Raw genomic sequence first — 13,217 nt, forward strand, 5'->3', positions numbered from 1 at the left:
GGTGTTATAATCGGTTTTTACCAATCGATAGGCAGCTTGACCTTCTGCCCGGCCTTGTTGGTGAACAAGACATGCCCATGCTCCCGACCATAGAGATAGACATCGCGGGTGACAGCCACGTCCTGCTGACAATATTCGGTGATCAGGTCCAGCCTACCCTCCTGCCACCATTTGAGGGCCTGCAACCCGTCTGCGGACTTGCCCACGTTCAGGGTTGCCGAGGCAATGTTGTCCAGCTTCAGCCGGTACCCTAGGCGGTTGTTGACCTCCATGAGCAGATCGAGATTGGACAGCCCCCGAAAATTGAACGGGTGCAGCCCGCCAAGGACGGCGTAGTCGAATTTGACGTGATTGAACCCGATGACCAGATCGAACTGTTTGAGATGCGCGACCAGCTCGTCAATCTGGTCCTGTTCATAATCGTGCATGGCGTCATCATCGGAGTCGTAGACGCAGGCAATGGACACGCCCATACGGTCGGCGCGGTTCCAGCCACCCACCTCATCGGCGGAGTACCGGGTTTCAATGTCAATAACGCCATACCGATTGGGGGCGGGCTTCTTCATGTCGATGCCGGGTAACATATTCACATCTATATCCTTTGGTTCAATGGATTTCGGATCGCCGGAGCGGATGGCCTCCAGCACGAACTGCGCGGCCCGCTTGTCGATGGGCCGGTTTCCTGAGCCGCATTTGGGCGAGTGCACACAGGATGGACACCCTAACTCACAGGGACAGGACTCAATCGTCCGCAGGGTCGTCTCCACCAACTCGTCCGCTTTTTCAAAGGCCTGCCGGGTCAATCCGGCCCCTCCCGGCATGCCATCATAAATGAAGACCGCCGGACCTTCCACCTGTGGATGCATGGGCGTGGAAATGCCCCCCAGATCATTCCGGTCGGTCATGACCAGCAGGGGCAGCATGCCGATGGCCGCGTGTTCAAAGGCGTGGATGCCGCCCATGAAATGCATAAATTCCTCTTCGCACCGCCGCCGGATATCGTGCCCCACCTCAAACCAGATGGACTCGGTCTCGAACACCAGCGGGGGCAGATCAAGCGGCACGATGCCGAGCAGTTTGCCGCCGCGCACAGCCCGTTTCTCGTATCCGGTAATCTGTTCGGTGACCTTGACCCGGCCAAAATACACGCGGGTGCCGAAACTCGCCTTCTGCCCCAGCACCTCCAATATCTCCGTGTCCTTGTTGCCACGCGGCTTGGTATAATAGCCCACGCGATTTCTCTGGACATGGACTGCCCCGCCGCCAAGATCGAGGTCCGTAACCACATACGTCTGTCCCCGGTGCAAATATACAGCGCCCGGATGCGCCTCGCGGAACGCCCGGTGTTCATCAATGGTGCCGATGACCAGCGCCTTGTCCCGCCCGGACGAGTTGTCCTCGATATGCAGCTGTTTGCCTGCTCCGCGCAGGTCCACGTCCCGATGAGGGCGCTTGCGGTGCGACACCACCTCGCTCGGGTGTCCGGCAAGGTCCGGCTCGACTTCATAGAGCTGCCCAAGAGCGACCAGCTGGTCCACCCGGAGACCCACTTCCTCCTCTCGCAGAAACGTCTCGCCCCGCCGCAGGGTCAACTCGGTAGCCGCGCAAACAAGATGACGATCCATGATAACGGGATTGTGCGGGTTGAGCATGGCCGATTCCGGCGGGCGGGCAAAAAAATCGTCCGGGTTGCGCATGAAATACTGATCCAGGGCGTCTTCCTGTGCGATGAGCGCCACGGCAGAGTCCCGCTGGCTGCGCCCCACACGGCCACCCCGTTGCAGGGTCGCCATGATGGAGCCGGGATACCCCACCATGATGCACACATCCAGGCCGCCGATGTCGATACCAAGCTCCAGAGCCGATGTGGAAATGACCGCCAGCAGATCGCCGTCCGCCATTCTCGTCTCGATCTCCCGCCGCTCTTCCGGCAGAAATCCGGCGCGGTAGGCTGAAATCTTCCCCTTGAACTGCCCGCTGCGCTCAGTGGCCCACATGGAAATGAGTTCCGTCATCTTGCGCGATTGGCAGTATACGATAGTCCGCAACCCGCGGGAAAGCGCGGCCTGCAGCAACTGAATGGCGGCCTGTGACGGGCTGCCGTCCGGGTTGAGAAAGACCATGTGCCGTCCGCCCCGGGCCGCACCCGATGCAAGGATGGGGTGGACGTCCAACCCGGTGAGCATGGTGCACAGCTGGGCCGGGTTGCCGATGGTGGCCGAGCAGAACACAAAGGTCGGGTCGGCCCCGTAGTACCGGCAGAGTCGCTGCAAGCGCCGGAAGACCATGGCCATATGCCCACCCATGACGCCGCGATAGGTGTGCACCTCGTCCACCACGATGTGGGTCAGCCCGGACAGAAACTCGGCCCAGCTCGCGTGGTGGGGGAGCATGGAGAGGTGGACCATCTCCGGGTTGCTCATGATGACATTGGGCGGCGTGTTGCGGATTTTCTTGCGGAAATGGGGCGTGGTGTCCCCGTCATAAATGGCAGCCGTAGGGCGATTGTCATCACCTACGCCCAGTGGGAGCAGCGCGGCCAGCTCGTTGAATCCCTTGAGCTGATCCTGTGCCAGCGCCTTGAGCGGAAAGAGATACAGCGCCTTGGCCTCTGGATCGGCCAGGCACCGCTCCATGACAGGCAGGTTATAGGTCAACGTCTTGCCCGATGCCGTGGGCGTCGCCACCACCACATGCCGCCCGGCACGGACGTAATCCGCTGCCTCGGCCTGATGGTTGTACAGCTGGTCTATACCCATGAGAGCAAGGGCGTGACGGATGGACTCGGGCCAGGAACGGCGAGGGTCGCCAAACTGCGGCCCGGCCCCTTCAATGGTCCGGTGATGAGCGATCTGATGGGCCATGCGCTCCGAATCGAGCATGGCTCTGACGTATTCGAGAACAGGACTTTCCACGGCGCGATGGTAGTACGGAGGCGACCCCGAAGCAAGGCGTTAAATTTACTTGCCATGCAGTGGAGTTAACCGCATAATGATACAGGAAAATACCCACTTGCCATGGAGTATCGCATGACAAAGCAGTTTCGAATAGACGAACATCTTGATGTCCTGATCAATCTGGCTCGGGACGCTGAAGCCCGCAACATCACTACTGCGAAACATTCGGAGCGGGTCGCCCTGGTAGCACGCGGTATTGCCCGTGAACTCGGCCTCACCGGCAGTGCACTGGATCGGATGCTGCTCATGGGCCGACTGCACAATATCGGCATCGTCGGCGTGCGCGACAGTGTTCTGCTCAAGACCGATGCGCTTACGGATGCGGAATTCAAGCACATCCAGTCCCACACCACCCGCGGGGCAGAGCTGCTGGCTCCCATCCCCAGCCTGAGCGATGTAGCCGAGGTCTGTCTGAGCCACCACGAGCGGTGGAACGGCACCGGCTATCCCAACGGCATCAAGGGAGAGGAAATCCCCTACAACGCCCGCATAATTGCCGTGGCCGATGTCTTTGTCGCCATCAAGTCAGAACGCCCCCATCGCGACTCCATGCCCCGCCAGGTCGCCGCAGATATCATTGAAGAAGAAAAGGGCACCCTGCTGTGTCCCGAATGCGTGGAAGCCTTTGGTCGGTGGTTCTCGGAAACCGGCGGCAAGATAGACCTGCCTGAAAGGGTGTAGGATTTTCTAGGAACGCGGTTGCAGCGTGAGAAATGCCACCTCTCGCGGACAATTGAAGCGAAAAGGCATCACGGACAGGCCAAGTCCCCTGCTGATATACATGGCTGTGTCATCAACACGGTACAGCCCCTCGGAATATTTTGGAAAAACCCCCTGATTGGGTGCGATGAGGCTGCCCACAAACGGCAGTCGCACCTGACCGCCATGGGTATGGCCTGACAGGACGAGGTCAACACCCCGGCTGACATAGTGCGCAATCTGCTCGGGGTGATGCGCCAGGAGCACCACTGTCTCCCCTTCAGGGATACCCCGCAGGCCCGCATCCAGACCAGCCGCGCCAAACCTCCCCCACTCGCCCACACCGGCCAGCGCCATGCTGGCGTCCTCGCGCGCAAGCGTGACATGCCGGTTATCCAGAACGTGGACGCCACGCTGCTCAAGACGTCCCTCTATGCCTCGGTGCAGTGAATTCGTGTCATGATTACCGGTGACATAATAGGTTGGAGCGATCCCGGGCAACTGGTCGCACAGGGTCAGAAACGGCTCTTCCCGGCGTTCCTTGCCATTGACCATATCGCCGGTCATGACCACGATATCAGGCCTGCCCTCGCGAATGATTGCGAGCAGATCCGACTGCTTATGTCCGAACTCGGCCAGATGCAGGTCGGTAAGATGACAGATGGTATACCCGGCAAAGGGCGTGGGGAGCGCGCGCAACCCGATGGTGCGCCGAGTCACCTCAAGCGCATATGTGGCATGGAAGCCATAAGGGACCAAAGCCGCCCCGGCAGCCAACATGAGAAAAGTCCTGCGGGAAATCCGTGGCATGAGGTTACGCTCTGACGGAAATGAACCGACTGAAATCCTCGACCAGCGTGGACTTCAAAGCCACCACTCCCGCTTCATCCATGCGTGCGAAAACAAAGGCAAAAACAGGGTAAGCCGTATAGTCGATCCTGCGTAGCTCGGCCACATCCTCGAACATGCCGCAGAACCCGTCATAGTCGATGGAGTCGATGCGGTTCCGATCCACACCAGAGGGCACATCACCGATGACCATGACCGTGGCCGCGTCTTCGCGCCCCTTCAGGATGGTGTCCCAGTCCGGGCGCAGATCCTTGAAATACTGCTCGTAGGGATTGAACCCCCAGGCGTAGTAGGTGATGTCCGCCACGCACCAGCCGGCAAACCGCAACGGGTTGGCCTCAATGGGGACGATCTCGCCCGCATCGGTCACACGGACCTCGATATGAGTGGCAAAATCACGGAACCCGCACGCCTTGCCGACCTTGTCCACGTACGCGGAAAACGGACCGAGCCAGTCCCGGATAATCCGGGCCGATGTATAATAGAGCCGGTCGGAAATATCGTCGTCGGACATGAAGTGGTGGTGCATGATATTGGTGATCACCGCCTCGCCATCGCCGTTGTAGTAGACGTCGATGGCGTATTCCTCACCTTCGATCCCCGCCTCCACAATGAACTCGCCAGCATTGACCACGGCCTCGGGATATTCGGCGTTCATGGCCTCACGCTCTTGCTCAATGGCGCGAACCACCTCGGGCCACTGCCCATGATCGTCCACCACATGCACGCCTAGGCTGAAGAAGCCCCGTGCAGGTTTGACGATAAACGGGCAGGTGAAGCCGGACACGTCCAGATCGGCCAGTTCGTCGAACAGGGCCCGTCTGAACAGATAGTCCGGGTGGATGGAGGCCACAGTTTCACGAAACAACGCCTTGTCCTTGCAGATGTCGATCTGCCGGGCCAGATCGGGCTGGCATCCGCACTTCATGACATGCTCCAGCGCGTTCTCGGAATTGGCAAGCACCCGCTCGCCACGCCCCATCCGGCTGGAAAATTCAATGGCATCCACAAAGTCGAGACCGGCATCACCGGCCAGATTTCGGGCGGAGTCCGTCTCCAGCACCGACTGGCCAAGGTCCTTCACACTCTGCTTCAAAAAATCGGACACATAGGGAGCGTCTAACAGAATCATGAGTTCTACTTACCTGCCAGGCCGTATTTTTTAAGTTTATACTGGAGATTGGACTTGGACAGACCCAGCATTTCAGCGGCCTTGACCTGCACGAACTCGTTCCTGACCAGAGCGCGCTTGACCAGCGCACCCTCGATCTTGTCCATGGTATCGGCCAGATTGAGCTTGGCCGGCAACAGGTCCACCGCAGACTTGAACTGGGCCTCCTCGTCCTTGATCTCGGGAGGCAGGTCGTCTGCGTCAATGGTCTCGGAGCGGGACAGCACCGTGCAGCGTTCCACCACGTTTTCGAGCTGGCGGACATTGCCCGGCCATTCGTACGCCGACAGATAATCCATGGCTGCCGTGGAAAAGCCCGAAATGGAGACCTCGTTTTCCTTGGAATATTTTTCCAGAAAATGTGCGGCCAGCAGCGGGATATCCTCGCGCCGCTCGCGCAGGGGCGGCATAAAGATGGAAACCACGTTGAGACGATAGAACAGATCTTCGCGGAACTCGCCCTTGGACACGGCCTCCTGCAAATTCTTGTTGGTGGCGGCCACGATGCGGATGTCCACGTCAAAGGTCTCGGCACCGCCGACCCGCTCGATCTGATGCTCCTGCAACACGCGCAGGAGCTTGACCTGAAGCTCAGGGCTCAACTCACCGATTTCGTCCAGAAAGAGCGTGCCCTTGTTGGCCTGCTCAAAGCGCCCCTTGCGCATGGCTGTTGCGCCGGTAAAAGAGCCTTTTTCATGACCGAACAGTTCGGACTCCAGCACGCCGGAGTTGAGCGCCATGCAGTTGACCGTGACAAACGGCGCCTCGCGACGGGGCGAAGAACTGTGGATGGAACGGGCGATGAGTTCCTTGCCGGTACCGGACTCTCCGAGAATGAGAACCGTGGACTTGCTCGGCGCGGCGCGGTCCACCATGTCCATGACCTGCTGCATGCCCTTGCCACGAGCAATGATGTTGTCCTTGGAGTAGCGATCGCGGATTTCCCGTTTCAGCCGAATGTTTTCCTGCTGGGTGGCCGCATACTGTTCGGCCTTGGACACGGACAGGAGCAGCTCCTCGTTGGCAAAGGGCTTGGTGATGTAGTCGAACGCGCCGATACGCATGGCCTCGACCGCCGCCTCGATGGACCCGAACGCGGTCATGATCAGGACCGGGATATGCGGATACGTCTTCTTGCAATGTTCCAAGACGTCCTGCCCCGTAAGGCCGGGCATTTTCATATCGGTCAGAACCATGTCCACCTCGGAATCTTCGAGGTAGGCCAGCCCCATTTCAGGGTCGGAAAGGGTGGTGACGTCATACCCCTCATCCTCCAGAATGGACTGGATGATAAGCAGGTAGTTTTTTTCGTCGTCAAGAACGAGTATATGGGCAGGCATTTTTTCTCCGCACTGGATGTTTCATTGATATCGCTCCCTACGATAAATCAAGACGGCCTGAAAACCAAGCAGGGATATAGGTCTTTCCTGCTGGATTGTCCGACCTGCAAATGCTACGGTATACTAATGATCGAAACCGACAAGAATGCGGTACGCGCACGACTGCTTGAACAGCGACAGACCTTGACCCAGGAACAGATTCGCGCGGCCAGTCTACAGGCTGTGGAACTCATCCGCACCCTGTTCGAATGGAAGAATGCCACCGAAGCGCTTATGTACTGGCCCATCAAGGGCGAAGTGGATCTGCGCCCGCTGGTGGCCGAGCTCTGGCAGCGCGAATGCCGGGTGCTCATGCCCCGGTGTCGACCGGACCAGCAGGGCATCATGGACCTTGCCTGCGCCGCTTGCGAATCGGACCTCATACCCGGAGAATATTCCGTCATGGTCCCTGACAGCAACACCTGCCCGGCCGTCAATGAGTGCAACCCGCAGATCGCGCTCATCCCCGGTGTGGGGTATGACCGCAAGGGCAACCGTATCGGCTTCGGCGGCGGTTACTATGATCGCCTTCTGGCCAAGGAAAGCATGCGTGACACGCTGGTGGTGGGCGTGGGCTACGACTTCCAACTCATCGACCACATCCCCACCCAGCCATGGGACAAACCCGTGGACGTGGTCTGCACGGAAAAGGAATTATGGCGGCCATAGCGTTCTTCCCCTTCAAATTTATCGATATCCCCGGCGTGGGGTGCGCCTTCACTTCCCGCCGCGGCGGCGTCTCGGAACCACCTCATGATTCGGCCAACATCTCCTTTGACGTCGGCGACGACACCACAGCCGTGGCCGCCAATCGACGGGCCATCCACGACAGACTAGGACTGACCGGCTGGTGCGAACTGAATCAGATTCATGGCGATGTCATCCATTGCGATCCCGCGCCGCATGCCCCGGAAGAACACGCCTCCCTGGACGGCGACGGCATGACCTGCGCCACCCCGGGCCATGGATTGGTCATCAAGACCGCAGACTGCCAGCCCATCCTGCTGGCCCACCGCTCCGGCAAATTCGTGGCCGGTCTGCACGCTGGCTGGCGCGGCAACAAGATCAATTTCCCCGGCAATGGCGTGCGCCGGTTCTGCGAACAATACGACCTCGACCCAGCAGACGTCTGTGCCGTGCGCGGCCCGAGCCTCAGCCCCGAGGCAGCGGAATTCGTCAACTTCGACACGGACTTCGGGCCGGATTTCAAGCATTATTTCAACCCGGCCACACAGACCGTGGACCTGTGGCAGATCACCCGCGACCAGCTCATGGATGCCGGGGTGCCCGAATCCCAGATATTCGGCATGAACCTCTGCACCAAAGGCCTGGACGACACCTTCTTTTCCTACCGCAAGGCGTACGCTTCACCCACAAAGGACACCGGACGGCAGTGCGGGATCATCTGGATCAAGGAATAGCTGCATGGGCCTGTTCATCAAACTCATTATCCTTCTCGGGCTGATCTTTCTGATCGTCAGCCAGTTCACCCGGTCCAAGACGCAACGAGTACAGCGACGCGACAAGCTGACCAACATCCTGCTGGTCCTTGTCATCGCCATGCTCGGACTTGCCATTCTGTCCAATTTTCTGACCCGTTAAGGCCATGATACGGCCTGACTTCCCCCACATCCCCTGGCATGACAGGGACCACCCGTCTTCCAGACGCGCTCCGCGCATACTGGGTATCAACCCGTGGATCACCGACTTTGCGGCCTTCAATGTCTGGTCGCGTCCGGTCGGCCTGCTTGCCTGTCTCGACATGCTGCGTGGAGCAGGGGCGTCCGTTGCCCTCATGGACTGTCTGGACCCCACGTGGAATGACGTAAAATGGCCCAAGCCCGGCAAATACGGCACTGGCCACTATCCCAAGGAAACGCTCGCCACTCCCGCCCCCCTCGCGTTCATGGACCGGAGATTTTCCTGCTACGGGTTGCCGCGCGAGATGGTCAGGGAGGCGCTCACCGCCCTTGAGCCCAAACCCGACGCGGTCATGGTCTCGACCATCATGACCTACTGGTATCCAGGCGCGTTGGATATCCTTGATATCGTGGCCGAGTTATGGCCGGATGTACCGCGTTTTCTGGGTGGAACCTACGCCACCCTGTGCGGCGAGCACGCACGGACGCACGCGAACGCCCACCTCACCCAGGGACCGCTTGAGTGGCCAGACAACTGGACTGCCTTCTGGAAAACCATCGGATTCGACACCCCGCCACTCCCGGAAAACGCCGGGCTGTCACTGGCAACCGACCTGTATGAACAGCCTGCCTATTCTGTCATTCTCGGCTCACGCGGGTGTCCCTTTTCCTGTGAATACTGCGCCAGTCATGCGCTGTACCCAGCCTTCAATCAAGGTATGTCCAGCGACATCCTGAACGGCATTCAATCAGAGTATGATCGCGGTGTGCGGAACTTCGCCTTTTATGATGACGCCCTGCTCATCAAGCCCGACCGCTGGCTCTGGCCCGTGCTCGATGCCATTGTAGACCGGTCGCTTGATCTGCGGCTGCACACCCCCAACGCCATGCATGTCCGGCATCTCACCCAGACGGTCTGTCACCGTCTCAAGGATGCGGGATTGCACACCGTCCGACTCGGACTGGAGACAACGGATTTCGACAACCGCAATGATGTCAAACTGACCCGCGAACAATGGGAAGCCGGAGCGAACAATCTGCTGGAGGCGGGCTTCGATCTCGACGACATCGGCGTGTATATCCTGTTTGGCCTGCCCGGCCAGGATCTCGACAATGTGGAACAGGCGGTCGACCATGTGCGTGCATTCGGATTCAGGCCGCATCTGGCCCATTACACGCCCATTCCCGGCAGCCCCATGTTTGATGCCGCGTGTGCGGCCAGCCCGTATCCGCTGGCTGACGAGCCGTTATATCAAAATAATTCCATCTGGCCCTGCGTACCGGGTGGGTTCAGTTGGGATGAAGCGAAGCGATGGAAATGTTTGCTGCAAGGCAAACGGTAATTTGACGGATGCTTCGAGCAGCAGGCCTTTAAGAATAAAGGAATGCCGCTTTTTGGCGGCTATGAAGAGTGGAAGATGCGCTCCTTTGGAGCGAGAGCCACTCTTGGGTGCGTGCCGCCCTCAATTTGTTCCATGCCCTTCGCGGGCGGCGGTCTCTTTTTGAGGAGCAAAAAGAGACGCAAAAAGCTCCTTGCACTAGTTTCCCGCCCGAGGTTTGACGGCAAGAACCTGAGCAACTCGGGACGGCTCCATGCCGTGAAAAGTAAGGGGCAACTCTCACCATAAACTGCCGGGCCAAGTTGGTGCATTCGTACCGCCTGACCGGAGCCGCCGTCCTTTCGTTGTCAGTTTCTAAGCCTTGCAAACAGGACTAAGCTAGGAAGATTGGAGCAAACGACATTCGGCATCCAAGACTGTCCGATAGGTTACCGACAGCCTAAAACTCTACAAAATAAATCGCCTACAACGACGGACAATCGGAAGCGGACCTTAGAGCCTGTCCCGGGCGACGCAGCGCAGCTCGACCGAGTTTGCGTTGCAGACAATCTGTCGGGCAGTGAAGTCGCCTACAGGCTCTTGGGTCACTTCCTCGATCACACACAAAAAAGCGCTTTTTGCCTCCTTTTTGCCGCTTCGCAAAAAGCAGGTCACCGTAAAGGCGAAAACTATTCAATAAATTTCGATTGAACTCTCACCGCGTAGCGCGCATACCCTGAAAAACAAAAGGCACGCGCAGCGTTACTAGGCCAGCTGCTCGAAGCGCTCCTTACACCCTCTGACAAAAGCACGCGCAACCTCAGGATGACTCCCGAAATGAAGGTGCACATACGAGCCCAGAGTGTTCTCGATCTGGAACCCCTCAGGCGCATCGATGACCCCTTTTCTACCGGTCATGGCATACACGGACAGCAATGATTGCACGCCCGGTTCATCCTGAATGGCGGAGTAATGAAATTCATGCCCACGGACCATGATCCCGGCAGCGCCCAGAATGGTATCCGCCTGTGTGGTTATCTCTCGATACCCCAGAGCGCGGAACCGCTCGGACATCTCCGCCCGCACCGGATACACTCCAGCCATGGCATACCGTCCACGACCGGTGACAATGTCATTCATGAGATACATGAACCCGCCACATTCGGCATAGACCGGCCTGCCGGACTCGCAGAACTCCTTGATCTCACGCCGCAGCTTGTTGTTCTGGCCCAATTCAAAGGCGTATAATTCAGGATAGCCGCCGCCGAGATAGAGACCGTCCAGATGCTCGGGCAACCGATGATCATTGATGGGAGAAAACTCGACAATCCGTGCACCGGCCTCTCGCAGAAGGCGCAGATTCTCTTCGTAGTAGAAACAGAAGGCGTTATCCCGCGCCAGACCGATGGTCACATCCGGGAGTTGGGGAACCGGCTCGAAAGACGGCACCACCAGCGTCTCTGGCAGCACGTCCAGCAGACTGTCCAGATCAAGGCCGGTCTCGACCCAATCCGCCAACCGCTGATAGCGTGACATATCCGGTCCCTGCTGGTCCGGCGTGACCAGCCCGAGGTGGCGAGAGGGGGTGGCGATGGCCCCGTCGCGGCCGAGACAGCCGAGTACCGGGATATCAGGCAACAGAGTCATGGCCTCCCGGAGCAGGTCCGCATGGGATTCGCTGCCCACACGGTTGAAAATGACCCCGGCGATATTCACCTCTGGATCAAAATGGGCATACCCTGAAACCAGCGCAGCGGCAGAGCGGGCCATGGACCGGGCGTCCACCACCAGAATCACGGGCAGGCCGAGAGTCTTGGCCATCTGCCCGGTTGAGCCATGGTCTTCGGTGCCGGAAATACCATCAAAAAGCCCCATGACGCCTTCTATGACCGCGACGTCGCAGGAGGCTCCATATCGATTGAAAATACCGAGGTTCGTTGATGCATCAAGCATCCACCCATCCAGATTATGGCTGGGAATAGGGGTGTCGTTGCGGGCGCAGGCCAGAGCATGGTGGCCGGGATCAATGAAATCCGGACCGCATTTGAAGGGCTGGACACGGATATCCCGACGTGAGAGAGCCGCCATCAACCCAAGGGAGATGGAAGTCTTGCCGCAGCCGCTATTGGTACCGGCAACAATGAACGCCTTGATATTTGCCATACAGTCTCCCGCGAAACCGAACCGTTATACAAGCCCTTTCTTTGTCAGATAGGCGAGCATCTTCATCCCCTCTGGGTGCTTCGGATTGAGTTCCAAACATTTGGAAACCGCTTCCCCGCACCGCGCCCAGTCCTGACGATCGAACTGCGCTCGCGCCAGATTGAACCACAGATTTTCATCCGTATCGCTCAATTCAAGGGCGCGCTTGTAATAATCCACGGCCTGGCCGCTGAGTTTCTTCTTGCGCAAGGCAATACCATATTCATTGAACAAATGCTTGTGGTCATCCTGAAAAGCGGAATCAATCTTGATAATACGATCAAAGACTTTTTTGGCCTTTTCCTCTTCATCCCGCTCAAGCAGACAAAGCCCGATACCGAAGTTGGCCCGAACATTCTGCTCATCAAGGTTGAGCGCATTGGCGTATTCGTATTCAGCGGTGAAGCTCTCACCCCGTTTGCGGAACTTGTCGCCCCGGGCCACGGATTTCTGCACCATCCGCAGATTGCCAATGACCTCTTTGAAAAGTTGCGGCATGGGCAGGTAGTCGGACAACAACGTATCCTTGGAGACCTGCTCCACCTCGCCAAACGGCACATGCTTATTGTTCAAGCCCTGAAGATTGATCATTCCATCTTCGTCTTCCCTGGCGTAGTAGAGTGCCGTCTGCTTGACCCGTCGGGCCGTGGTGCCGGTACCGATCTTGGCCATGCGTTCAATGGAAAAAACACCTTCAATAAGCCCTTCTGCGTTCATAATCATAATCCATTTCTCACTTTACTGGGACCCCGACCATATGCCCGGGTGATACTCTACACTGTAAACGGTTTGACCCCTGAAAAAGTATACCGCCATCTCCCACCGAAGCCGGACCATGCTTCCATACACCCGACATGGCCCCATCGCTTCGATATTCGAAGTTCAAACGATAGCAGTCTTGCCCACAACCAACAAGTACGGGAAGCTTATAAATACGAATATGAGAGGAGAAAACGGGGTGGTGAAGTACCGTTCACCACAGTGTGATGGGAGGTGTCGAG

11 protein-coding genes are annotated in these 13,217 nt (G+C 58.2%); 5 read left to right on the forward strand and 6 right to left on the reverse strand.

Features of this window, described 5'->3' with window-relative positions; genetic code table 11:
* Positions 1 to 17: 17 nt before the first annotated feature.
* Entirely contained in the window at positions 18 to 2,882 is a 2,865-nt protein-coding gene (locus SRBAKS_RS09730; protein ID WP_430709120.1) for a DEAD/DEAH box helicase, read from the reverse strand.
* 147 nt (positions 2,883 to 3,029) lie between these two features.
* On the opposite strand from SRBAKS_RS09730, the gene SRBAKS_RS09735 reads away from it, so the two are divergent.
* On the forward strand, positions 3,030 to 3,638 hold the full coding sequence (locus SRBAKS_RS09735) for an HD-GYP domain-containing protein (protein WP_229590683.1): 609 nt from the start codon (positions 3,030 to 3,032) through the stop codon (positions 3,636 to 3,638).
* 6 nt (positions 3,639 to 3,644) lie between these two features.
* On the opposite strand, the gene SRBAKS_RS09740 is transcribed toward SRBAKS_RS09735, so the two are convergent.
* From SRBAKS_RS09740 to SRBAKS_RS09750, 3 genes are read right to left on the reverse strand one after another with little or no spacing between them, the layout of a single operon-like run.
* On the reverse strand, positions 3,645 to 4,466 hold the full coding sequence (locus tag SRBAKS_RS09740) for a metallophosphoesterase (RefSeq protein WP_229590684.1): 822 nt from the start codon (positions 4,464 to 4,466) through the stop codon (positions 3,645 to 3,647).
* 4 nt (positions 4,467 to 4,470) lie between these two features.
* Positions 4,471 to 5,637, reverse strand: a complete 1,167-nt coding sequence (locus SRBAKS_RS09745) for an ATP-grasp domain-containing protein (RefSeq protein ID WP_229590685.1) — start codon at positions 5,635 to 5,637, stop codon at positions 4,471 to 4,473.
* 5 nt (positions 5,638 to 5,642) lie between these two features.
* Complete coding sequence (locus SRBAKS_RS09750; protein WP_229590686.1) at positions 5,643 to 7,016, reverse strand: sigma-54-dependent transcriptional regulator; 1,374 nt, start codon at positions 7,014 to 7,016, stop codon at positions 5,643 to 5,645.
* A gap of 126 nt (positions 7,017 to 7,142) precedes the next feature.
* Between SRBAKS_RS09750 and SRBAKS_RS09755 the strand changes: the two genes are divergently transcribed.
* From SRBAKS_RS09755 to SRBAKS_RS09770, 4 genes are read left to right on the forward strand one after another with little or no spacing between them, the layout of a single operon-like run.
* Positions 7,143 to 7,724, forward strand: a complete 582-nt coding sequence (locus tag SRBAKS_RS09755; RefSeq protein ID WP_229590687.1) for a 5-formyltetrahydrofolate cyclo-ligase — start codon at positions 7,143 to 7,145, stop codon at positions 7,722 to 7,724.
* Positions 7,712 to 8,476 (forward strand): purine nucleoside phosphorylase YfiH/LACC1 family protein, encoded by a 765-nt coding sequence (locus tag SRBAKS_RS09760; protein WP_229590688.1) that lies wholly within the window; start codon positions 7,712 to 7,714, stop codon positions 8,474 to 8,476. Before SRBAKS_RS09755 ends, SRBAKS_RS09760 begins: the two co-directional genes overlap by 13 nt.
* Before the next feature lie 4 nt (positions 8,477 to 8,480).
* Positions 8,481 to 8,657, forward strand: a complete 177-nt coding sequence (locus tag SRBAKS_RS09765) for a hypothetical protein (RefSeq protein ID WP_229590689.1) — start codon at positions 8,481 to 8,483, stop codon at positions 8,655 to 8,657.
* A gap of 4 nt (positions 8,658 to 8,661) precedes the next feature.
* Entirely contained in the window at positions 8,662 to 10,038 is a 1,377-nt protein-coding gene (locus SRBAKS_RS09770) for a B12-binding domain-containing radical SAM protein (RefSeq protein WP_229590690.1), read from the forward strand.
* A 741-nt stretch (positions 10,039 to 10,779) separates the two neighbouring features.
* On the opposite strand, the gene SRBAKS_RS09775 is transcribed toward SRBAKS_RS09770, so the two are convergent.
* Complete coding sequence (locus SRBAKS_RS09775; RefSeq protein ID WP_229590691.1) at positions 10,780 to 12,177, reverse strand: cobyrinic acid a,c-diamide synthase CobB; 1,398 nt, start codon at positions 12,175 to 12,177, stop codon at positions 10,780 to 10,782.
* Between the two features lie 24 nt (positions 12,178 to 12,201).
* On the reverse strand, positions 12,202 to 12,939 hold the full coding sequence (locus tag SRBAKS_RS09780; protein ID WP_229590692.1) for a hypothetical protein: 738 nt from the start codon (positions 12,937 to 12,939) through the stop codon (positions 12,202 to 12,204).
* Positions 12,940 to 13,217 lie beyond the last annotated feature (278 nt).

The organism is Pseudodesulfovibrio sediminis, from assembly GCF_020886695.1.
Lineage (GTDB): Bacteria > Desulfobacterota > Desulfovibrionia > Desulfovibrionales > Desulfovibrionaceae > Pseudodesulfovibrio > Pseudodesulfovibrio sediminis.

Excerpts from the sequence above, each read along its gene's own strand:
- SRBAKS_RS09730 (WP_430709120.1), bottom strand. The coding sequence starts at position 2,882 with ATGCTCGATTCGGAGCGCATGGCCCATCAGATCGCTCATCACCGGACC.
- SRBAKS_RS09735 (WP_229590683.1), top strand. The coding sequence starts at position 3,030 with ATGACAAAGCAGTTTCGAATAGACGAACATCTTGATGTCCTGATCAAT.
- SRBAKS_RS09740 (WP_229590684.1), bottom strand. The coding sequence starts at position 4,466 with ATGCCACGGATTTCCCGCAGGACTTTTCTCATGTTGGCTGCCGGGGCG.
- SRBAKS_RS09745 (WP_229590685.1), bottom strand. The coding sequence starts at position 5,637 with ATGATTCTGTTAGACGCTCCCTATGTGTCCGATTTTTTGAAGCAGAGT.
- SRBAKS_RS09750 (WP_229590686.1), bottom strand. The coding sequence starts at position 7,016 with ATGCCTGCCCATATACTCGTTCTTGACGACGAAAAAAACTACCTGCTT.
- SRBAKS_RS09755 (WP_229590687.1), top strand. The coding sequence starts at position 7,143 with ATGATCGAAACCGACAAGAATGCGGTACGCGCACGACTGCTTGAACAG.
- SRBAKS_RS09760 (WP_229590688.1), top strand. The coding sequence starts at position 7,712 with ATGGCGGCCATAGCGTTCTTCCCCTTCAAATTTATCGATATCCCCGGC.
- SRBAKS_RS09765 (WP_229590689.1), top strand. The coding sequence starts at position 8,481 with ATGGGCCTGTTCATCAAACTCATTATCCTTCTCGGGCTGATCTTTCTG.
- SRBAKS_RS09770 (WP_229590690.1), top strand. The coding sequence starts at position 8,662 with ATGATACGGCCTGACTTCCCCCACATCCCCTGGCATGACAGGGACCAC.
- SRBAKS_RS09775 (WP_229590691.1), bottom strand. The coding sequence starts at position 12,177 with ATGGCAAATATCAAGGCGTTCATTGTTGCCGGTACCAATAGCGGCTGC.
- SRBAKS_RS09780 (WP_229590692.1), bottom strand. The coding sequence starts at position 12,939 with ATGATTATGAACGCAGAAGGGCTTATTGAAGGTGTTTTTTCCATTGAA.